General features: G+C 56.4%; 19 protein-coding genes and 2 tRNA genes. 11 read left to right on the forward strand and 10 right to left on the reverse strand.

Annotation, left to right across the window (positions count from 1 at the left end):
- Positions 1 to 95, forward strand: a 95-nt coding sequence (locus A9G06_RS21755) for an integrase core domain-containing protein (protein ID WP_139126319.1), incomplete at its 5' end; no start/stop codon positions are given.
- Between the two features lie 171 nt (positions 96 to 266).
- On the opposite strand, the gene A9G06_RS20195 is transcribed toward A9G06_RS21755, so the two are convergent.
- A complete protein-coding gene (locus tag A9G06_RS20195) occupies positions 267 to 563 on the reverse strand; it encodes an MliC family protein (protein WP_043820839.1) in 297 nt (98 codons plus the stop codon).
- Between the two features lie 93 nt (positions 564 to 656).
- Positions 657 to 1,061: an OsmC family protein gene (locus tag A9G06_RS20200; protein WP_069556412.1), complete on the reverse strand. Its 405-nt coding sequence runs from the start codon at positions 1,059 to 1,061 to the stop codon at positions 657 to 659.
- A gap of 300 nt (positions 1,062 to 1,361) precedes the next feature.
- On the opposite strand from A9G06_RS20200, the gene crp reads away from it, so the two are divergent.
- The 4 genes from crp to A9G06_RS20220 all read left to right on the forward strand — a co-directional run bounded on the left by crp (position 1,362) and on the right by A9G06_RS20220 (position 5,183).
- On the forward strand, positions 1,362 to 2,000 hold the full coding sequence (crp, locus tag A9G06_RS20205) for a cAMP-activated global transcriptional regulator CRP (RefSeq protein ID WP_005335304.1): 639 nt from the start codon (positions 1,362 to 1,364) through the stop codon (positions 1,998 to 2,000).
- A gap of 125 nt (positions 2,001 to 2,125) precedes the next feature.
- Positions 2,126 to 2,926 carry a putative RNA methyltransferase gene (locus tag A9G06_RS20210; RefSeq protein ID WP_069556413.1) on the forward strand — a complete coding sequence of 267 codons (801 nt, stop codon included), beginning with the start codon at positions 2,126 to 2,128 and terminating at the stop codon, positions 2,924 to 2,926.
- Positions 2,927 to 3,266: 340 nt separating this feature from the next.
- Positions 3,267 to 4,373 carry a porin gene (locus tag A9G06_RS20215; protein ID WP_043820833.1) on the forward strand — a complete coding sequence of 369 codons (1,107 nt, stop codon included), beginning with the start codon at positions 3,267 to 3,269 and terminating at the stop codon, positions 4,371 to 4,373.
- A gap of 174 nt (positions 4,374 to 4,547) precedes the next feature.
- Positions 4,548 to 5,183, forward strand: coding sequence for a murein L,D-transpeptidase catalytic domain family protein (locus A9G06_RS20220; RefSeq protein WP_005354246.1), 636 nt, complete (start codon positions 4,548 to 4,550; stop codon positions 5,181 to 5,183).
- A gap of 91 nt (positions 5,184 to 5,274) precedes the next feature.
- On the opposite strand, the gene A9G06_RS20225 is transcribed toward A9G06_RS20220, so the two are convergent.
- On the reverse strand, positions 5,275 to 5,706 hold the full coding sequence (locus tag A9G06_RS20225) for a universal stress protein (RefSeq protein WP_005335309.1): 432 nt from the start codon (positions 5,704 to 5,706) through the stop codon (positions 5,275 to 5,277).
- A gap of 189 nt (positions 5,707 to 5,895) precedes the next feature.
- On the opposite strand from A9G06_RS20225, the gene A9G06_RS20230 reads away from it, so the two are divergent.
- Positions 5,896 to 6,639 carry a hypothetical protein gene (locus A9G06_RS20230; protein WP_069556418.1) on the forward strand — a complete coding sequence of 248 codons (744 nt, stop codon included), beginning with the start codon at positions 5,896 to 5,898 and terminating at the stop codon, positions 6,637 to 6,639.
- A 118-nt stretch (positions 6,640 to 6,757) separates the two neighbouring features.
- Here A9G06_RS20230 and A9G06_RS20235 read toward each other — a convergent pair whose 3' ends face one another.
- Complete coding sequence (locus A9G06_RS20235) at positions 6,758 to 7,210, reverse strand: RNA methyltransferase (RefSeq protein ID WP_005335311.1); 453 nt, start codon at positions 7,208 to 7,210, stop codon at positions 6,758 to 6,760.
- A gap of 204 nt (positions 7,211 to 7,414) precedes the next feature.
- Here A9G06_RS20235 and A9G06_RS20240 point away from each other — a divergent pair, with 204 nt between their 5' ends.
- The gene (locus A9G06_RS20240) at positions 7,415 to 8,506 is read left to right on the forward strand and encodes a PfkB family carbohydrate kinase (protein WP_043850319.1); all 1,092 of its coding nucleotides are present in this window, start codon (positions 7,415 to 7,417) and stop codon (positions 8,504 to 8,506) included.
- Positions 8,500 to 9,408: a pseudouridine-5'-phosphate glycosidase gene (locus A9G06_RS20245; RefSeq protein WP_069556414.1), complete on the forward strand. Its 909-nt coding sequence runs from the start codon at positions 8,500 to 8,502 to the stop codon at positions 9,406 to 9,408. The genes A9G06_RS20240 and A9G06_RS20245 overlap by 7 nt, the downstream gene beginning before the upstream one ends.
- Before the next feature lie 86 nt (positions 9,409 to 9,494).
- Here the strand turns inward: A9G06_RS20245 and A9G06_RS20250 are convergent, their stop codons facing one another.
- Positions 9,495 to 10,220, reverse strand: coding sequence for a carbonic anhydrase (locus A9G06_RS20250; protein WP_069556415.1), 726 nt, complete (start codon positions 10,218 to 10,220; stop codon positions 9,495 to 9,497).
- 418 nt (positions 10,221 to 10,638) lie between these two features.
- Here A9G06_RS20250 and A9G06_RS20255 point away from each other — a divergent pair, with 418 nt between their 5' ends.
- Positions 10,639 to 11,616: a cytochrome-c peroxidase gene (locus A9G06_RS20255; RefSeq protein ID WP_069556416.1), complete on the forward strand. Its 978-nt coding sequence runs from the start codon at positions 10,639 to 10,641 to the stop codon at positions 11,614 to 11,616.
- 52 nt (positions 11,617 to 11,668) lie between these two features.
- On the opposite strand, the gene A9G06_RS20260 is transcribed toward A9G06_RS20255, so the two are convergent.
- From A9G06_RS20260 to A9G06_RS20270, 3 genes are all read right to left on the reverse strand, one after another.
- Positions 11,669 to 12,943, reverse strand: a complete 1,275-nt coding sequence (locus A9G06_RS20260; RefSeq protein ID WP_069556417.1) for an alpha/beta fold hydrolase — start codon at positions 12,941 to 12,943, stop codon at positions 11,669 to 11,671.
- A gap of 426 nt (positions 12,944 to 13,369) precedes the next feature.
- Positions 13,370 to 13,445, reverse strand: a tRNA-Asn gene (locus tag A9G06_RS20265).
- 4 nt (positions 13,446 to 13,449) lie between these two features.
- Positions 13,450 to 13,525, reverse strand: a tRNA-Phe gene (locus A9G06_RS20270).
- Positions 13,526 to 13,790: 265 nt separating this feature from the next.
- On the opposite strand from A9G06_RS20270, the gene rraB reads away from it, so the two are divergent.
- A complete protein-coding gene (gene rraB, locus A9G06_RS20275) occupies positions 13,791 to 14,126 on the forward strand; it encodes a ribonuclease E inhibitor RraB (protein ID WP_026034893.1) in 336 nt (111 codons plus the stop codon).
- Between the two features lie 63 nt (positions 14,127 to 14,189).
- On the opposite strand, the gene A9G06_RS20280 is transcribed toward rraB, so the two are convergent.
- Positions 14,190 to 16,145: an EAL domain-containing protein gene (locus A9G06_RS20280; protein WP_069556419.1), complete on the reverse strand. Its 1,956-nt coding sequence runs from the start codon at positions 16,143 to 16,145 to the stop codon at positions 14,190 to 14,192.
- A gap of 185 nt (positions 16,146 to 16,330) precedes the next feature.
- Here A9G06_RS20280 and A9G06_RS20285 point away from each other — a divergent pair, with 185 nt between their 5' ends.
- Entirely contained in the window at positions 16,331 to 16,825 is a 495-nt protein-coding gene (locus A9G06_RS20285) for a hypothetical protein (RefSeq protein WP_019445036.1), read from the forward strand.
- A gap of 70 nt (positions 16,826 to 16,895) precedes the next feature.
- Here the strand turns inward: A9G06_RS20285 and A9G06_RS22455 are convergent.
- Positions 16,896 to 21,742: choice-of-anchor K domain-containing protein (locus A9G06_RS22455; RefSeq protein ID WP_139126321.1), on the reverse strand; the 4,847-nt coding region annotated here is incomplete at its 5' end.

Consider the following 21,742-nt stretch of genomic DNA (forward strand, 5'->3'; position numbering starts at 1 on the left):
AGATGGTGCGTGAGGCAGTAGATATTTACAACGAGGAGCGGCCGCATCATGCGTTGAAATACAGAACCCCCGATGCGGTACATAGGGGGTTCTGAGTAGAGAAATGCTAGTTGAAAATGTGTAAACCTATTTCAGGACTAGACAATGGATAGAAAAACGGCTTGCCGAGAGGCAAGCCGTTTTTTTGTGGTCTCAACCTTTTGACCCAATCCGGCCTTGGCCAGACTCGGACACAAAGCTGCACACCTTCAGCTATCTGTGGTCACTTATTTAAGTGTACAGGTCAGCAGCGTTACTCCTTTCTGAGTGAGGAGAGCTTGTTTCTCCTGATTCCAAAAGGTGGTGACGCTGTCGGAATATTTGGCGCCAGATTCAGACTCAACGCGCGCCAGCTTGTGGTAAACCCCGGCATAGGGGAACTGTACCATGTCAGCCTGGGCATCATAGGTAACGGCCAGCATCTCTTCGCCACACTGGTATTGGCTGTATTGATACTGGGTAGGTTGCGGGCTGCTGCACGCCGCCAGACCCAAAAGGGGAAGCAGAGCGATCAATTTTTTCATTGCACTTTCCTTATGTAATGGCTTTATGTCATGGCCTTGTGCAGTGGCCTTACGTAACGGCCTTATGCCAGGGTACCAACGAAACTATCGTTATCAAGCTTCAACAATTTGATAACTATGGGTAATTTGTACCGCTTTTTCCAACATCAGGGAAACAGAACAGTATTTTTCCATCGACAGATCGACCGCTCTGGCCACCTGCTTCTCTGCCAATCCCTTGCCTGTCACCACGAAGTGCAGATTAATCTTCTCGAAAACCCGGGGCACGCTATCGACCCGTTCGCCACTGATATCGACATGGCATGCGGTCACCGACTGGCGCGCTTTTTCGAGGATGGAAACCACATCAATGGAGCTGCAGCCACCGACCGCCAGCAGGATCATCTCCATCGGGCTGGCCCCCTCACCGGGGTTGGCACCATCCAGGATCACCTTGTGACCGGATTCACTCTCACCCACAAACTTCATCCCTTCCACCCAGCTGACCTTGGCTTTCATCTCGCACTCTCTCCTGTTAATCATAATGATGGATCCCTAGCATAACCCAGTCGCTTATCTCTGCCGAACAGGGGGAGTTGGGATGGAAATAGATCAAAATCAACATCTCCGACCTCTATCTTCCCTAGAATGGCCGGAGCGGCGCAGCAGGCATTACTCAAAGGGCTCTGTCAAAAGCCCGCAAAGCCTTGTCAGCACAGGCAAAGGCTCTTATCCTACTGCGACCAATACAAGGAATGGCAAGATTGGCAGCTTGCCCGGACGCACAAGTCCATAAAAAGACACTACAGAGGAATTCTCATGGTCATTGGCAAACCGCAAAGCGATCCCACCCTGGAATGGTTCTTGTCGCACTGCCACATTCATAAGTATCCCGCCAAGAGCACCCTGATCCATGCGGGTGAAAAAGCGGAGACCCTCTACTACATCGTCAAGGGCACTGTGGCCGTCTTGATCAAGGACGATGAGGGCAAAGAGATGATCCTCTCCTATCTGAACCAGGGTGATTTCCTGGGCGAGATGGGGATGTTCGAGGAGAACGAGAATCCCGAGCGCTCCGCCTGGGTTCGCGCGAAAGGCTCTTGCGAAGTGGCAGAGATCTCCTACAAGAAGTTCCGCCAGCTGATCCAGGTCAACCCGGACATTCTGATGCGTCTCTCTGGCCAGATGGCCAAGCGCCTGCAACACACCAGCCAGAAAGTGGGTAACCTCGCCTTCCTGGATGTGACCGGCCGGATCGCCCAGACCCTGCTCAACCTGGCCAAACAGCCGGATGCCATGACCCACCCGGATGGCATGCAGATCAAGATCACCCGTCAGGAGATCGGCCAGATCGTCGGCTGCTCCCGTGAAACCGTGGGCCGCATCCTGAAGATGCTGGAGGAGCAGGAGCTCATCTCTGCTCACGGCAAGACCATTGTGGTATTTGGCACTCGCTGATGACCCGTCCGCAGGCCTGACTGAGGCCTTGGGATAAAAAAGGCTGCTACGGCAGCCTTTTTTGATCCTCTCCCCTATAATCCCGAACGCCCTTCACTGTTCCGGCATTCGCCCAGAGAGTTACTATGCACCTTCAATGTCCCCGCTGCCGCAGTCCGCTCCATCTTCATGAAGCCTCCCGGGGCCGCTATTGCGACAACAAGCATCACTTCGATCCGGCCCCGGAAGGTTATCTGGATCTCATCCCCGGCAAGAAAAACCCCAAAGACAGCGACAGCCGTGCCCTGATGCGCGCCAAGCACCATTTCCTGGAGGCCGGCCACCAACTGCCGCTGGTTGAGGCCATGGCCGGCCTGCTCGCTCCGCTGGCCCCACAAGAGCTGATCCATCTTGGGTGCGGTGAAGGCTACTACTGCCGCGCGCTGGCAGAGCGCCTGCCCGGCTGGCAGTTTGCTGGGGTTGATATCGCCAAGAACACCATCTTTGCCGCCAAAAAAGCGCAGCCGGACGGCCAGTTTGTCATTGCCGATCCCGCTCGCGCGCCGTTGCAACCGGGCTCTGCTCAGGTGCTGCTGGTCAACGATCTCAAGGTCAAGACCGAACAGCTGGTCAGCTGGCTGGCCCCCGGTGGCTATCTGCTCTATCTGCAGCCGGGCCCGCGCCATCAGTGGCAACTGCGGGTCAGCCTCAATCCGGTGAGCATGGAACACCCCCTCAGCTGGCCAACCCTCGGCGATCTCAATCCGATGGCTCAACAGCGCTGCCAGTTCAGCCTCACCATGGATCAGGCCATGCGCAGCTTTATTCTGGAGACCAGCCGTCTTGGCTGGCGGGCAACCGGTGAGCAGCGTCACGCTTTCGCGCAACAGGGCCCGAATGAACTGGAACAGGATCTGCTGCTGACCCTGTGGCAAAAGCCCCTCTGATCACTGGGGGGAGCCTTGCAAGGCTCCCGCCCAGTTTTTCCCGCCCCGCCCATTCTCCCCTGCGTGATCTAGCTCACAACTTGAGCCATCGACCTTGTTGCTCAGAACAGCCTTGATGTCAAAAAAGTCACTAGAAAATAATTCATTGAATTTAGTCTCTTTTTATCCTGTCAAAAAACGTCACATCCAGTCTTGATAACGACTTAGTCACCTCAATTAAACATTGATGGATTCAGGCCCAGTCAAGGTTTGGGCGCCTACCGTGTGGCTATCGGACCATTTCCGATTTCACAGAACCGACAACAAGTTCGGAAGTGTTTACATCAGAGGAATAACGCATATGAAGAAGTCTGCACTGACTATTGCCATCTCCAGCCTGCTGCTGGCGAGCGGCGCCCATGCTGCTACCGTTTACAACCAGAACGATACCAAGCTGGAAATCGGCGGCCGTGCACAAGGTGCTTACTACGGTACTGACGACAACGGTTCCGAAGGTGACCAGAGCTACTTCCGTCTGCACGTTGCTGGCGAGACCAAGATTGCTCCCGAGATGAAGGCGTTCGGCTTTGCCGAGTACAACCTGCCGACTTCCGGTTCTGACAACGACGAGCTGCGTTATGCCTATGCCGGCATCAAGCACGACCGTTTCGGCGCATTCAGCTATGGTCGTCAGGATGGTCTGTTCACCAAGGCCGTCAACAACTATACCGACGTCCTGCCTGAGTGGGGCGGTGACGGCCTGGGCAAAGATACCGAAGTATTCGGCACCGGCCGTACCAACGGTTTGGCCCAGTACATCTACACCTATCAGGGTCTGACTCTGGGTGCCCAGTTCACCGGTAACAACGATCCGCAAAACGCCGGTCGCAGTGCAATCACTGAATCTTTCAACGGCAACACCTACAACGGCGAAAGCTGGAATAGCAAAGGTTCTGCTGAAGGCTTCGCAGTATCTGCCAACTACGATTTCGATATGGGCCTGAGCCTGGGTGCTGCCTATAACCAGGCTGGCAAGACTGACGAGCAAGCTCGCTATGCCGCCTTCGGTGGCGACAAGGATGCCAAGCTGATGGGCTTCGGCGCCAAATATGCAACTGGCGACCTCTACCTGGCTGCAACCTACTCCCACGGTGAAGACCACCTGTTCGTCAACAACGGCTACGCCGAGAAGATGGATGGCTACGAAGCCGTTGCCCAGTACACCATCGGCAAGTTCAAGCCTTCTCTGGCCTACCTGCGCACTGACGTGAAAGACTCCGCTCGCGGTATCGATGATACCTACACCGAGTACGTATCTATCGGTGCCTGGTACAACTTCACCGAGAACTTCAACGCCTACGTTGATTACAAGCTGAACCTGCTGGACTCCGTAGATGGCAAGTCCACCAACTCTCTGGGCAAGAACACCGACGACGTAGTCGCGGTTGCCCTGCAGTACAACTTCTAAGTAATTGGAAGTCAGTTATACCCTGTGATACCAATGTCTACTGTTTGAATTACTTCCGGCCGCTCTGCGGCCGGTTTTTTTATTGCGCCTTTTCAGCACCTTGCATATAACTATCGAGCGGATTGATGGCAATATCCGCGCCGTTGACAGGGAGTGACAAGGAGATATTCACGGATGAGACAAGCGCGCGGGAACATAGACTGGCAACGCGGGTGGCTGCTGCTGCCACTGCTATTGATATCGCTCATCTGGAGCAGCACGGCAGATGCCAGCTGGGATCAGAGCCTCTATCGTCAGCTGGGTCTGGCCGGCAAGCTGGATAAACAGACCTTTCGTCAGGCACTCAACAGTTATCAAACCGTGCGCCACAAACGCAAACCCATTCTCACCATCATCGATTACAGCAAGCCATCCACCCAGCGCAGACTGTTTGTCATCGATATGAAACGCCACAAGCTGCTCTATCACACCTGGGTCAGTCATGGCCGCAACTCAGGTGAACTGGCCGCAAAACACTTTTCCAACCAGCTCAACTCCCGCCAAAGTTCCCTCGGCGTCTATCGCACCGCAGAAACCTATCTGGGCAAGCATGGCTACTCCCTGCGGCTGGACGGGCTCAGCCCCGGCAAGAACAGTAATGCCCGCAAGCGTGCCATCGTGGTACATGGTGCCGCCTATGCCAGCCCGACCCATTTGCGCAAATATGACAAGCTGGGCCGCAGCTGGGGTTGCCCCGCCCTGCCCAAAGAGCAAGCCAGAGCCATCATAGATACCATCAAGGGAGGGAGTGTCATCTACGCTCACGGCTAACGGCTAGCCGCTAGCGGGCACAACACCAGAAAACGCAAGGCCAGCAATCGCTGGCCTTGTTTGTTACGCTTTTCACACTAAACGTGGCGCGTTATTGGCGCACCACCAGTACCGGACAGGGTGCATGACGCACCACAGACTCGGCGACACTGCCTACCAGCAGATGGCTGATACCGGAACGACCGTGGCTGCCCATCACGATCAGCTCAACCTCATCCTCCTTGGCCTGAATGACAATCTCATCGGCGGCGCGGCCAAAGCGAATATCAAAGGTGGCCGGGATCGGCAGGGTGGCAACCAGCTCTTTGAGCTGGGTTCTGGCCTGACGCTCCATCTCGTGAGTGATCTCGATGGCCGTCATATGAAGGATCTTGTAACTGTCAAAACCGTGCAGTTGATCAACCACGTGGATCAGCTTGAGCTGGGCCTGATGGCTCTGTGCCATGAAAACGGCATAGTCGAGTACCGCGCGAGACATTTGGGAAAAATCGACTGGACAGAGCAGAGTCTTGATCGATGGCATAATGCAGTCTCCTCTACTGATTGGGGTGCTATTGAATCTTTACTCGATCATAACGATCCGACCGCAAATAACCCTCGACCCTGTCGCAAAATGGAGATGCGGAATGTTTTCTCCGCCCGCCACTATCAATGGCATGGTATAAATCAGGTGATAAATGCTCTCCTCACCCCTGCGAGGATAATGCTGACCATGCTGCGCATCGCTTGTTTGCTGCTTTGCTCTCTGTGTGCGATCGCCCACGCTCGCACAGCAGATATTCACGTCTATTGCGATGGCTGGCCCGGTTTCTGCCAACCGGATGGCCGCGGTATCTATCTCGATCTGGTGCGAACCATCTACCAACCCCACGGCTATCAGATCGTGCCCCATATCGTGCCCTACAAACGTGCCGTCGCCATGGTAGCCAGGCAAGAGGGGGATATGGCGATGAGTGTCTATCTGGACGAGATAAAGGGGGTCAAACAGCCCCGTCAGCCAGCCTCCGCCGATGATGTGACCGTCTTCATGCTCAAACAGTGGCAGCCACAATGGCGGGGAGAGCGCAGTCTGGAAGGCGAGACCGTCCTCTGGCGGCGAGGATGGGTGCTGGATAAATATCTTCCGATCACCATGCGGTGGCATGAGATCGACAGTCATGAGATGGCCCTGCAGCTGATTGGCAAGGGGCGCTATCGCTATTACCTGACCGCTGGCGTGCTCCATTCCGCCGATGAGACCCCGGCCAATATGTACCGCACCATTTTACGCTGGATCCCGACTTACCCCATTTTTGCCGATACCGAGCAGGGCGACCGGCTACTGCAGCTGTGGGATCAGGAGATGGTGAATCTGATCCGTCGCGGCACGCTGGCCGAGATATATCGCCGTTATCACCTCTATGACTACTACCGCGACTTTCTCGAGGAGCAGGCGGTCAAGGCCGGCGAAAACTGATCCCTCCATAGGGAAAGAGAAGGATGCCGCAGCCCCGTCAACAGCGGCCACCGCCAGCAACCTGTCCATGAGCAACACCTTTCCATTGTGGTTTGAGTCACCGTAGCCACGCCACAGCTCAGGGTTGCCGGAACCCCTTCGCCAATCGGTCATAGAGGATCACGTTGACCGAGGCAGCCAGATTCATGCAGCCTTGGGTCGGCACATAAACCACATCTTTCACCGCACCATAGAGGGCGGGATCGAGCGTGCCATCCTCCGGCCCGAAGATATAAAAAGCACGTTCCGGATGGACATAGTCGGGAAGCGGCGTAGCGCCGTCGATCAAATCGACCACCACGGGCACGCATCCCTGCGGGATAAACGCCATCAGATCATCCACCCCGAGCAGCGGGATCTTCTCCACCATCTGCTTGGTATCAGTGGCAAAGCGGCGCGCCAGCTCGAAGCGGTTGCCGGTGTAGTAGACCTCATCCACCCCGTAGCAGCCCGCAGCCCGCATCACTGAGCCGACATTTTCCGGAGACTTGGGATTGACCAGCCCCACGCAGCAGAATGCACTCTTTTCCATTATCTCTCCTCATCTTACGGCGGCCATTATAAGCCGTTGCAGGGCCACCGACCCGTTAAAAGTCCCCTCCCCGGCTAAGCCGCTTGCCAACCCAGCTTTGAATGTCGATTTTTTGTGCGCGAGTCGACAAATTTTGTACAAGCCGATAGCCAGCAAACGTTTCCCAGCAATAATGGACAAACGTTTGCAAATGGATGTTTGTCTATGACTGAGCGTGAACAAGAGATCCTCGCCCTGCTGCGTCAGGATCCCATGATTGCCCAGCAGGAGCTGGCCGATCGCCTCGGCATCAGCCGCTCTGCGCTGGCCAGCCACATCTCAAGCCTGATCCGGCAGGGGTATGTGCAAGGCAGAGGTTATGTACTGCGAGAAGGCCCCTACGTGGTGGTGATCGGCGGTGCCAATATGGATATTTGCGGCACCAGCCACGACAACCTGCTGCTCGGCGACTCCAATCCGGGCAAGGTGCGCACCTCGGCCGGTGGTGTTGGCCGCAATATCGCAGAGAATCTGGCACGGCTCGGCAGCGATACCCGACTGCTGACCGCAGTCGGTAACGACCAGTATGGTCACCATCTGCTGGAGGTAAGTCAGCGGGCCGGCGTCGATGTGCGCCAGACTCTGGTGCTCGATGGCCACACCACCTCCTGTTATCTCAGCCTGCATGATGGCAGCGGCGAAATGAGCTGTGCCATCAATGACATGGCCATTATCGAGCAGCTCACTCCTGCCCGCCTGACCCCGCTCGGTGGCTTTCTCGGCGGTGCCCGGCTCTGGGTGCTCGACACCAATCTGGCCATTCACACCCTTGATTGGCTGTTCGAGCGGCAAGGTGAGCACGCAATCTTTGTCGATACTGTTTCGGTGGCCAAGGTGGAGAAGATCCGCCCCTGGCTCGGCAAGATCCACACCCTCAAACCCAATCGCAGCGAAGCCGAGCAGCTGTGCGGCATGACCATCGCCGGGCCCGAAACCTGGCCCATGGTGGCTGCCTGGTTCCACCGCGCCGGGGTCAAGCGACTGTTCCTCAGTCTGGGTGAACAGGGGATCTTCTACAGCGATGGCGAGCAGCAGGGCCACCTGCCGGTGCTGGGCAGTCCGGTACTCAACGTCACCGGCGGCGGGGATGCCTTTATGGCTGGCCTCGCCCACGCCTGGCTGCAAGAGCTCGACATTGCCCAAACCACCCGCTTTGCCCTGGGCTGCGCCGCCCTCACCGTCAATTGTTCCGATACCGTTTTTTCCGGTCTGAGCAAGACCGCCGTTGACCGCATACTGGAGGAGTACTCATGCTGAACGCTTACCTCGATATCCAACCGGAAGTGGCTGCCGCGCTGGCCGCCGGCAAACCGGTCGTCGCCCTCGAATCCACCATCATCTCCCACGGCATGCCCTATCCGCAGAATGTGGAGACGGCCCGTCAGGTTGAACAGGTGGTGCGCGATAACGGCGCAATTCCGGCCACCATCGCCATCCTCGACGGCCGCCTCAAGGTGGGTCTGGATGCCGGTGCGCTGGAAGCACTGGGCCGGGCAGGCCACAGCGTCACCAAGTGCAGCCGCCGCGACATTCCGTTCGTATTGGCGCGCAAGGGGATGGGAGCCACCACGGTCGCCTCCACCATGATCATCGCTGCCATGGCGGGGATCCGGGTCTTTGCCACCGGTGGCATTGGCGGGGTACATCGCGGCGCGCAGGAGACCTTCGATATCTCGGCCGATCTGCAGGAGCTGGCACAAACGCCAGTAGCAGTAGTCTGTGCCGGCGCCAAATCGATCCTCGATATCGGGCTGACACTGGAGTATCTGGAGACACAAGGGGTGCCGGTGATCGGCTATCAGACCGAAGAGTTGCCCGCCTTCTACACCCGCGAGAGCGGCTTCAAGGTCGATTATCGCCTCGATACCCCGGCAGCCATCGCCGAAGCGTTGCGCCTCAAGTGGGAGCTGGGACTGGCGGGCGGTGCCGTGGTGGCCAACCCCATCCCGACCGCACACGCCATGCCGAAAGCCGATATCGACGCAGCTATTGCCCGGGCGCTCCATGAAGCGGACGAGCAGGGGATCAAGGGCAAAGCGTCAACCCCCTTCCTGCTGGCCCGCGTCTGCGAGCTGACTGGCGGCAACTCGCTGGCGGCCAACATCCAGCTGGTACTGAACAACGCGGCGCTCGGTGCCCGCATCGCTTCCAGCCTGTGATCGCACACCGATACCTCGCCATACAAAAGAGGGCCTAGCGGCCCTCTTGTTGTTTTTGCTATCTGCAGCGCTATTGCAACGCTGTGTTATTGCAGTACCACGCGCCCATTGAGTGGCTGCACCGGCCGGTTGTTGGGGTGGTGCATCACCGCCTTGAAGGCGTCGATCTGGGCCTGACTGACCTCAACCGGCTGCTTCATCACTAGCCAGCGCACTCCTTCCGAACAGGGGGGCGTAGTAAGGGAACCGCTGAAGCGATAGTAGTCACGGTTCTCGGGCAGCAGTTGCTCAGCAGAGAGCGGCGCCTTGAGGGGGTGGATCTCCCCCACCTTGGCCGGTAGTTCACCCCAGGCAGCCGCCAACGCCGGATTGGCCTTGCCAGCCTCGAACATCACCGCCACCACAGCGATCTCTCCCTTGTCACTGACATGCACCAGATGCCCTTCCAGCGGATAGGATTTGCCCTCAATGAGGTTCTCACTCGGGGCGTGGAAGTGGAACTGCTTGAGTTCAAACGTGGTGCCATCGAGTTGCAAGGTGCTACCCGGGGCATAACCGACCTGCACGGTATGACCGTTGTTGACCACTGTATTGCCACCCGCCTGATAGTGGAGTACCAGCGGGGCCAGTTTGGCCTCGACCAATCCGTTCAGGTCAACCGGCGACTGATTGCTGCCCGCACACTGACCAAACTCCGGGGTCAGCTTGGCCCAGTGGGCAGGCCCCGCCTCACCGTTATATTCCCAATGAGGAGCGGCAGCAAACACGACAGGGCACAGCAACAGGGAGCAGGCCAACAGAGACTTTCTCATCATACATCCTTATCTTGATTGAAAAGCACGACCATCCGGCGCCGCTCCAAAGAACAAGACGACAGAGGGTGTTGAAACGCAGGGTACAATTTTCTCATCCTGTCGGTTTATTATTAATGATGCATTTGATAGGTATTTATTTAACGGCAGAATGGCAAAGCATATTGAATAATCGCTTTATTCAATGACAGCAATCTAATTAATCGCCTGTTCATTTTCTTTGCTTCGCACATAATCCAGACATGATGCTAACTCCATACTCTCCTCTTAATTATCCTGCCCCCATTTTGCCAACAAATCATATGTGATTGTTTTTATTGTAAATAATCAAGCAAGCCTGATTTTGATCAATTAATGAACAGCGCTTTGACGTCATCCTTGTCTTGCTGGCATAAACAGCTTCAAGGGAGATGACGCAATGAGAAAATATTGTTTGCTAGTGGCACTGATATTACCCGGTGCCGGTTGGGCGAATGAACCCATACAGCCCGTGGAACCAGCCAAGGTGACAAACCCGGAAAAAGTCGAGTTGGGCAAGATGCTGTTTTTCGAGCCAAGACTCTCCAAATCCGGCGCAATCTCTTGTAACTCCTGCCATAACCTGGCGACCGGAGGGGTGGATAATCAAGTCAGCTCACTCGGCCATAAATGGAAAGTGGGCCCTATTAATTCACCGACCGTACTCAACTCCAGCCTCAACTTCGTGCAGTTCTGGGATGGTCGCGCCAAGGATCTGAAAGAGCAGGCGGCGGGCCCCATCGCCAACCCACTGGAGATGGCATTTACCCACAATCTGGCGGTCGAAACTCTGCATACCCTGCCTGGCTATCGTACCCGCTTCAGCGCCGTTTATGGCAAGGACAACTTCGGCATTGACGAGGTCACCGATGCCATCGCTGCTTTTGAAGAGACCCTGGTTACCCCCAATGCCCCGTTTGACCGCTGGTTGAAAGGGGATAGCAAGGCACTGACCGCACAACAGCTGAAAGGGTATGAGCTGTTCAAAGCCAAAGGATGCACGGCATGCCACAACGGGGTCGCTATCGGCGGCAACTCTTATCAGAAGATGGGACTGGTCAAGAGTTACAAAACGGACAACCCGGCTAAGGGTCGCGGTGCCGTCACCGGAGAGAAGCAGTTCATCGGCTGGTTCAAGGTACCCACCCTGCGTAATATCGAGCTGACTTATCCCTACTTCCACGATGGTGCAGTATGGGATCTGAAAGAGGCAGTCCAGATCATGGCTGATATCCAGCTGGGGCAGCGCCTCACAGATCAGGAAGCCGAAGATATGACTGCCTACCTCAAGAGCCTGACCGGTGAGCAGCCGCAGATCGTGTTGCCACAACTCCCACCATCACAACCTGAGACCCCCAAACCAGAGGTAAAAAGCTGATAAAAAACAACAGGGGCCGTGGTCCCTGTTGTCTGCTACCCTACCGGACGATTCAGCGATCCCGATTCAGGGTGATCAGACGATCAAGAATCGCTTCACCATCGGCACGCAAACCGTTGTGCTCATATTCATTGGTGATCCAGGCGCGACTGTTGCCAAGTCCACGCAGGGTCTCGCGACTGTAGTCAAACTCCACATACATATCCTCGGCATAGACGGCGCAGGCTACCGGCACCTGGTTGCGGGCCAGTTGGGCCGGATCATAGAGCGCCCCCCAGTCCGCCTTGTTGGCCAGCAGATGAGCCGCCTCTTTCAGGGGCAGCAACTCGCGGAACTGCTCGAACATCCAGGGGTAAACCATCTCGCCGGTGAAGGCGAAATCCTTGCCGGGTGCCCAGTTCACCGCAGGAAACTCCCCTCTGACCCGCTCCGCCGCCCAGCGAGTCGCCTCCCCTTCGGCGTAGATAGCCTCGTGCAGGATGGCAAACAGCGGGTTGGTATTGAATGGCTGCATGCTCTGCACCTGATAGAGAAAGGCCGGGCTCAGCTTGTCGCCGATAAAGGCCTCTTCCAGCAGGTAATACAGCTCCTCGAAAGCACCCGTAGCGCCGAGATCCAGCCCTTGCTGCTGGAACTGCTCCACCGTCAGGCGCTGGCCGTTGGGCAGCCGCACATCGTGCTGGTGCAGATGGTTGGCCAGCCGGTTGGCAATCCCCTGAGCATGGGGGAAGCGGACGAAGAAAGCACGGTTCTTGTCTGCCACCCGCTGATAGGTGGCACGGTAAACCTCTTCGGCACTGCGGCCGATCGGCGCGATACCGCCAGTGATATAGACCTCCCTCAGGCTATCGGGGAAGAGCGAGAGATAAGTCAGGCAGCAAAAACCGCCAAAGCTTTGCCCCAGCAGGCTCCAGCGATGCTTGGGGCTAAGCTCCTGCCGGATGAACTCGGCATCTTGCACTATGCTGTCGGCGCGAAAATGGCTGAGATACTCCGCCTGCTCGGCCGGGGTCATTTTGGCCAGACTATGCCCGTGGATGGGGCTCGACATCCCGGTGCCACGCTGATCCAGCAGCAACACTCTGAACTCCTGCAACGCCCGCTTGAGCCAACCACTGTTGGCCGTCGGGCGCGGTGCCCCGAATCCCGGCCCCCCTTGTAAAAAGAGCAGCCAAGGGAGCTTGTCATCGAGTTTGTCTTTGCGGCAGAGGGTGCGGGCAAACAGGGTAATGCTGTCACCATCCGGCTCATCATGATCGAGGGGAACGGTAAAAAAGTGCGGCTCGCAATGAATGCCGTCCAGTACATAACTCAAGGGGCTGTTCATCTGGGATCTCTCCGTCAGGATGGGAACATCATTGCACCCATCATATCCCCGCCCAGCCACAGGGTCACTCCGGTTTTCCAAAATGTTAACAATGGCTTAAAGGTCGAAACATCACCAGACAAGCCGCTCTTCAACGGTGCTGAATTAATTGTTTTGCAGGGGAGATTGACGCCATGGCGCCATTCAACAAAGATGGCTCGCCTGCACAGGAGTGCAGCCATTCAGGCCGACAAAATGGATAAGGGAATGTGATGAAACCGAAGTGGATCAGGGCCAGAAAAAAAGAGAAGAAGCCATGCCCTGGCAGCATGTTGCAGACCGGAATGCTGCTGTTCAGTGCCACCTGTGGCGCAACGCTCTTTTTGGCAGCATGCAACAGCAACTAGAAATGAAAAAGCCCGCTCGATTGAGCGGGCTTTTCGAATTTGGCTCCTCCTACTGGACTTGAACCAGTGACATACGGATTAACAGTCCGCCGTTCTACCGACTGAACTAAGGAGGAATTGTGGTGCCCAGAGACGGAATCGAACCGCCGACACGGGGATTTTCAATCCCCTGCTCTACCGACTGAGCTATCTGGGCAACGGCGCGCATTAAACCCTTTCCAGCGCAGAGTGTCAACCATGATGGCACGATAAAAAGCGAGTTCGCTCAACAACCGAACGAAGCGGCCATTTATTATCCATTTCAGTCCTGTTTGCCATACTTGCTGACCTCTGAACCCCCTGCAGGCTGCGCCAACATGATGGAAATTCGAGGTTCAGTGGGTCCGCCGCATTGAGCCGAATCCACTCTGCGAGTATGCTTTGCCGCAATGATACCGCCTGGAGGCAACATGAGTCTGAATATGCAAGAGTGGCGTGATGAGACCACCGAGATCGTCAACGAACTGCTGGCCGATGGCAGCAATCCCGATGCGGATTACGACATCGAGCACCACTTCGCCTGCCAGGATTTCGACCGTCTGGAAAAAGCAGCGGTTGACCTGTTCAAGGCCGGTTTTGAAGTGACCGATGCCGAAGAGATGGAGCTGGATGACGGCGCCACCATCTTCTGCTTCGATGCCACCATCGAGTGCAAGCTGAATGTCGAAGCGATCGTCGCCGATATCGCCAAGATGCTACCCATCCTGGAAAAATACGGGGTGGATTACGATGGCTGGGGCACCTACTTCCAGGATTGATCCTGCCTCCATCGTAAAACAACAAGGCCACCTTGCGGTGGCCTTGTTGTTTCTGACGATCTCTCACACCAGATAGCTGGCAGCAAACTCCGCCGGCGGCAGGGGGCGACTGAACAGATAGCCCTGTAACCGATCACACCCCGCCTCGGTCAGCCACAGCTGCTGCTCGGGTGTCTCTACCCCTTCGGCCGTAATCCGGATCCCCAGCTCATGGCCCAACCCGATGACCGAACGCACGATAGCGGTGGTCGCGCTATTGCTGGCCAACCCCTGAGTGAAGCTGCGATCCAGCTTGAGGGTCGCCACCTGCAAACGCGGCAGATAGGCCAGTGAACAGTAACCGGTACCAAAGTCGTCGATGGCCAACTGAAAACCGGCGGCGATCAGGTTGTCGAGGTTGGTCTCAATCTCGTCTGCATTCTCCATCAGTACACCTTCGGTGATCTCCAGCTCCAGTTGACTGGCCTTGAGACCATGGCGAGCGATGCAGGCTGAGACCCGCTCACAGAGCGCCGGATCACGGAACTGCAGCGGCGAGAGGTTGATGGAGAGCACCATATCCGGCTGCGCAGTTTGCCACTGCGCCAGCTGGGCACAGCCCTGCTCCAGCATCAGCTGACCAAGCTGACCGATGATCCCCATCTCTTCCGCCAACGGAATGAATTCGTCGGGGGAGATCATCCCAAGCTCGGGATGGGGCCAGCGACAGAGCAGCTCGGCGCCGTGCAGTCGGTGGGTGCGGGTACAGATAATGGGCTGATAGACGGCAACCAGCTGGGCGGACTTGATGGCGAGTGGCAACTGGGCGGCGATCAGCTGACGCCGCTTGAGCCGGGCATGCAGCTCGGGATCAAACAGGGTGCAGTACTGCTGCTGTCGTTTGCCCTGCGCCAGCGCAGCCTCGGCATGACTGAGCAACCGCTCGGCATCGCTTGCCCGCCCCTGGGCCAGCCCCAGAAACACCGGGATCTGGATACGATGATCTTCCACCTGATAATGCTCCATCAACTGCTGCTGCAGATGCTGGCTCCACCCCTGCAATGGCTCATTGAAATCCGGCAGCAGCAGGCTGAAGTCATCGGCAGCGACCCGACAGAGCAGGGAACGCGGCGGCACCAGCTGCTGCAACCGCTTGGCCACCTGGCTGAGCAGGCGGTCGGCAATCCGGATCCCGAAGCGATCGTTGATTTCACGAAAATGGTGCAGATCGACCAGCACCAGCGTGGCACTGCGTCCCCCAAGATGGCGGCTGGTCTGCAAGAATCGGGAGAGTTTGAGCAGTCCGGTCAGACTGTCGTAGTGCTGCTCCTGCTGCAACTGCGCCTGAGTGGTGCGCAGACCAGTGATGTCACGCCCCAGCGTCAGGATCCCGAGGGAGTGGCCATCACCATCGGGAACATCGACCCGGGTGATCTCCATGTGTCGCCCCTGCCCGCTGGCATCCAGCAGACAACACTCGCCATGACCCATCCCCTGCGGCGCCGCCAACCGGAACGGCAGTTGCTGCCCCAGCACCTCATCGGCCCCATGGCCGATAAAGTCGAGAAACGCCTGATTGCACTCCAGCAACACCCCGTTGTGATCATCGAAACGGATCAGATCAGGAATGGCATCGAGCAGAAAACGCTGCAACAACTGCTGCTTTTTGACCGTCTGTTCCAGGCTCTTGCGCTGGGCAATCTCGTTAACCACGCCGAATACTGCGCAAGCTTCCCCCTGCGGAGTGTAAAGAGGCACCTTGTGCACCTCCATCCAGCAGGTATTCCCGCCCCGGTTGCAATGAAGCTGCTGATACAGCATCGGCACGCCTCCGGCAAGCAACTGCTCATCCTCACTGCGAAAGAGATCGCCCCATGGCATCTCTGCATCTGTCTTGCCGACTACCTCGGCAGGCGACTCGAGCTTGGCTTCACGGGCGAACTCACGATTGGCGAACAGGTAACGCCCATGACTATCTCGACAGAAGATACTCATTGGCAATTGGTCGATGATCTGCTGCAGCAGATCCGGGGTGAGCATGTTGGTCACAGGGGTGCTTATGGAGGAATTTCGAGCAAATCTATGATAGCAAACCAATTTTGTAAAGCATCCCGATCACCTCCCCATAACATCGAACGCTGGATGGTTGCTGACAGAGATTGTCGCTCCGGCGATAATAGGCGCCGGTTGGCCAATGGCCTGGTGATATGGACGAGAGAAACAAGATGAAAAAGATGATGGGGAGCGCATTGGCGCTGCTGCTGGTTGGTTGTGCTGGTGACAATAACGGCGGTGAGGAGTATCGCTACAACCCGCCAATTGCCAAGGCAACCAACAATACTCAGGAAATGGCGATCCCGGTGGATCTGGTGTGGGCTCGCGCCGAGAAGTGGTTCACCGATCACGGCCTCACCATCGAAAACAGCCAGCGTGGCTCCGGCCTGATGACCGCCAACGTCAACCAGTCAGCCGACGGGCTGGAGTGGCTGGACTGCGGCACCATGGGTTCCAAAGTTGCACTGGGCAACCCGAACCTGCAGATCAACCTGATCATCACCCAGAGCGGCAACAGCAGCGTGGCCACCGTCAACGTCAAGGGCAACACCGAGCTGTTCTTCGTTGAATCCTCAGGCGAGCGCGTCCCGGCCCCGTCCATCAAGCCGGTCTGTGTCTCCCGCGGTACCCTGGAGCAGAGCCTGTTCGCCACCCTCGGCAACTGATTTCGCTTCCCTGCAAAGATAAAAAAAGCGGCAGATTGCTCTGCCGCTTTTTTATTGCCCCAAGTTGGGCTTACTTGTCGATATCGAGCATGTTGTTGGTCAACATGTAATCGTTCACCTGATTGGCCGTGGTGCCAGAACCGCCCGTCAGACTGTCGAAGGTATGGTTCATCAGCACAATTTCCTGAGTCACCGGCGCAGTACTGCTCTCCTTCACCTGCAGGTGCACCCCTTCATTGTCCTGGAACACCGAGAGCAGACTCTTCAGATCGGTCGTACTGTGAGAGCCATCGTGATCCAGCAGATCGCTCAGATCCAGCTTGTCACCTTCCAAACGGTTGATGGAGCCTGACCCCTTGTTGAAGTCCATGATGTAATCCTTGGTCAGGGAGCCTGATACTGTATCCCCCTGATTCCAGACGAAAGTATCTGAACCGCCATCACCACGCATTACATCGTTGCCGAGCCCGCCGATCAGGATATCGTTCCCCAGACCACCACGCAGCGCATCGTTGTGACTGCCGCCATCGATATAGTCGTCACCGGTACCGCCAAACAAGATATCGGAACCTGACTGCCCGTAGATCTTGTCATTGCCGCTACCACCATTGACCACATCCGCTTGCCGGCTACTGACATCAACACTCAGCAACAGACCGTCGCCATCGAGCATGGCATCAGTGCCAGACAAGCTGCCTGTCATGATGTGGTGAGCCTTGAGCTGATCGACCGTCAATTGCAACGAATCGTCAGTACCAAACCCATCAGCCCCGGTTTTGCCTGCATAGATCACATCATTACCGCTGCCGGTTTCGATATGGTCATTGCCGGCACCGCTGCTGACGATCTGGTCGGCACTTCCCTTGTTGTAGCTGGTACCGGCATGTATGTGGTCGGTACCGCCGTTACTGGTAATGACTTCACCCAGCAGATTACCGCCGAAGGAAACATCCATGCGGTCAGGATTAGTCGCTCTCTCGCCATTGCGCACCACGATAGAGTCGTTGAGGTCGGTACCATCGACCGTCAGCGGCAGATGAACCGGAACCCCGTTGCTGTCCACCGGGTTGACGCTGATGGTCAGATTACTGTTGGTGGTGTCGCCATCACCATCGCGCACGCTGTAGCTGAACACTTCGCGCGCATCAGCCGGGATCTGGCTGCCATTCTTGGTGACCTGATAGGTATAGGCACCGTTGGCCAGAATGGTCAGCACGCCGTACAGGCCAACTACCTGGGTACCCGCACCATTGGTATAGGTGGTCGAGCTGCTGCCTACTCCGTAGCCAATGACACTCAAACCACCATCAGCACCGGCAAGATCGTTGGCCAGCACATTACCTGTGGTCTGTGGCAGCTGATAACCAGAGCCCTCCACCAACTTGACGATCAGATCGAAGCTGTTGCTGGCATTCTCTTTGGTGTAAATAGTCTTCACTACGTTGCCACCCGCATCGCGGAAACCCAGTACCTCCAGCGTGTATGCCTTACCTTCAAAGTTGAAGGTGGCGGTCGTGTTACCGATAGAGATGATGTCATCACCATTTCCCCATCTATCGTTGGGGGTCTCGTTATGATTGAAATTTACAACGAGTTTTATAGGTGTTACTCGCCCCAGCGCATCTGTAACAGAGAAGGTAACCTCCATTGTTGCAGCACTGATGGCATCGTTATAAATCGGATTGTTATAGTGGGTGAATGTTCCCAGCTTAATCTCTTCATTGATCGGAATTGCACCGTTCAACGCGGCATCATTGTCCATGAAACCGTAGCCAGAGGGATTGTTACCGCCTCCCCAGCGAATTTGATCCAATCCAGAATCATTGTCATTAGAGTCTCCTCTAGTCACGAAGGATCCACCTCTCCAATCAGTCCAGTTTGCCTCGATACCACTCACATCAAACGAATCAACCAGAACGCTAACTCGGGCATCATCGACCACTGCAACCGGTACATCGTCACGCACAGCCAAGTCAAACGAACCAGTGGCAGTCTCGGACCCAGATTTGCTTACCTCATAGTTGACGGTAAAGCGCAGTTCGTCCTGGCTGGTCAACACTGTGCTCTGGCCATCTACTGTGTGGCTAAGCGGCTTGAGCAGAGTAAAGGTGTAGCTCGGTGGATTGGCACTGTTATCCACCGTCACGGTAAAGGCCACATTGGCGGGGTTGTTACCAAAGTACCCTTTGAGCCCGGCGCCATCCTGAACAACATTGACCGGCTGACCATCAATACCCGTCACCCCGCTCAGACCCGTGATGCCAACCAGTTTGATTTGTACGCCAGAGACACTGCTTCCAGTGCCATCCGTCACCTGCAGCGACTGAGTCACAGAAAGCGGGCCGCTAGCAGGCATACCCACAGGCTCAGGCAAGTGTGCATTTCCGCCAGACAAACCATCCTCATCAACCAGACCATTGCCCAGTTGCACAGAGAGATCGTTGTCAGTAATGGTTCCGGCTCCGGTCGCACCACCTACTGTCAGAGTCAAGGTTTCAGTCTGTTCTACCAGCTTGTCATTCACTGTCGGCACTGACACGGTAAAGCTCGTCACACCGGCTGGTACTGAGATTTTGCCTGTGCTGCTGTTATAGGTAACACCGTGACTGAACTGCAGAGTTCCCCAGTCAGAGTTAGAGGCAGCATGAGTACCACTGCCCGCAATTGAGAGGCTGTACTCAGTCGCCACATTAGTCGCACCACTCAAGGTCACAACATGCTGTAAGGTAGCCCCTTCAACCACAGTGGCACTCGATACGCCGGTTACATCAGGGCGCGCCAGCGGGTTGACAGCAAAGCTGCCTTGCGAGCCGTCACCGTCCCGATCATAGGCCTTGAAGGTGAAGTCGATGTCGCCATCACCAACCGGGCGCTGCATCTCTGCATACTGGAAGAACTCCCACTTGCCCGTTGCAGGCGTGAATTGCATCTTGAAGATCAAGCTGCCATCACTCGCCTTGCCAACCATGCTGTTGGCACCTTCCGCGGTAATGGTAATTGCCAGACCAGCTGCCGTTTTCAGACCCGTTTCAACGGTGCCGGTAACCAGCTCCAGACGCCCTTTACCATCAGCTCCCCATTGCGGTGCAACTGTCCCCGAGCCATAGGCAATTGCCTGTGGCGTATCGGAACCCAGAAACTCGATAGACTTGACGGTAAAGTCGCTGTTGTCACCCCAGCTTGCCGATTTACCGTTATCGGTTGCCTTGATCACCATGGTGTCAAAACCGCCCTGCTGAACCTGGAAATTGGCCGCATAATCGCCATTGGCCGCGTTGGAACTGAAGCTCTGGGTTGCAATCAACTGACCATCCCGCCAGAACTCAACAACCCCACTCTCCAGCTCACCACCGAACATCTTGCTGAACTCGATCTTGGCACCGTATGCCACTGTGCCAGCATCCAGCTTGATCACCAGCTCTTCAGATACCCCTGAGCCATCGGCCAGTTTGCGGAAATCGACCTCGTTCTCAATGTTGTGGTAAGGGGCAGTCGAGCTCTTGACCCCAATGCCTTCACCCGAGCCATTAACCAGAGCACCGGTCAAGACAGTAGACGTTGAAGAGAGGAACCCTTTAGCCGTAATGGTGAACTTGCCACCATCAATGCTGGTACGATCCCCGCTATAACCAGTCATGCTGAACTTGCCAGTCAATACATCAGGAATACTGGTTTTCACCAGCGAAACCGCGGCAGCATCGCCAGCGATGGGGGCATCGTCCTCAACTGTGATAGGCAGACTACCGGTAGTGGTTGTTTTGCCATCCGATACGGACACACCCACCTGGAAGCTAATCGAGTCTTCACTTCCCTTAACCGGATGGTCAAGCGGCGCCTTGAGGGTCACCTCATAGCTCCAGTCGCCCTTGGAGCTACCGGTAGGCGCGGTCAACTTGACATCAATAACCGCCTTGTAGTCCGCACCGCCTTGCATGCCGGTATAACCTGTCAACACCTTGGTAGTGGCATTCCAACTCCACTGAACCACAGCGCCACCGGAAGTCAAAGCGGTGGAAGGTGCACTCAGAGCAACGTTTAGTGTGTCCTGACTATCTACATCCCCAACCGTGATCTTACCGCTAGCTACCACACTATCAGTGCTGTCGCTGTTGCCCACAGTATCCTTAATACCACCGGAAAGCCCCTCTTCTGAGACGACAGCCCCGTTGGAGATGGTCAGCGTCGGCAGGTCGTTTACCGCATCCACCCTGATGGTCACGGTTGCAGGGCTCGCATCCACGGCGCCATCGTTGTCCACCGCCGCATAATTGAAGCTGGCGTTACCGTTCCAGTTGGCATTGGGGGTGAAGGTGAGCTTGCCGGCGTCCGCCACCGCAATGCTCTGATCCACCGTCACAGCCACCCCGTTCAGATAGAGGATGCCGTTGGCAGGCAGGCTCTTGATGGTGAAACTCACCACGTTGCCATCGATGTCGCTGCCACTGAGGGTCGGAATGGCGATGCTGGCGGCATCTTCCTGACCGTTTGCCTGCTTGTTCGCCGTCTCCGGCGCTTCATTCAGGATCTGCGCGTTGTCGCTGCCCGGCAGGGAGACGTTGCCCGCCTTGTCGGTCTGGGTCGCCGTCACCGTCAACGACTTGCCGTTGGCCGGGGTCGTTTCCGTCCAGCTGATGGCGCCATTCTGATAGCCGTAGCTCTTGCCATTGCTTGCCAGCAGGGTGCCATCAGCCTTGAGCGTCAACTGGACAGTGCTGTTCACCCCACCATTGTTGATGGTCAGCGTCACCTTTCCGCCCGCAACCAGGTCTGCGTGATTGATCCCGGCGCGTACCTGGATCTGATCATTGCCAATCTCGGCCTTAGTCAGCATCTGGTCGTTGTTGGCATCGTCCACGATAACCACGGTCGGGGCATTGGGGGCCAGGGTGTCGATCGCGGTGTCGTCACTGCCGCCAG

The organism is Aeromonas sp. DNP9 (assembly GCF_001728955.1).
GTDB classification, from domain to species: domain Bacteria; phylum Pseudomonadota; class Gammaproteobacteria; order Enterobacterales; family Aeromonadaceae; genus Aeromonas; species Aeromonas veronii.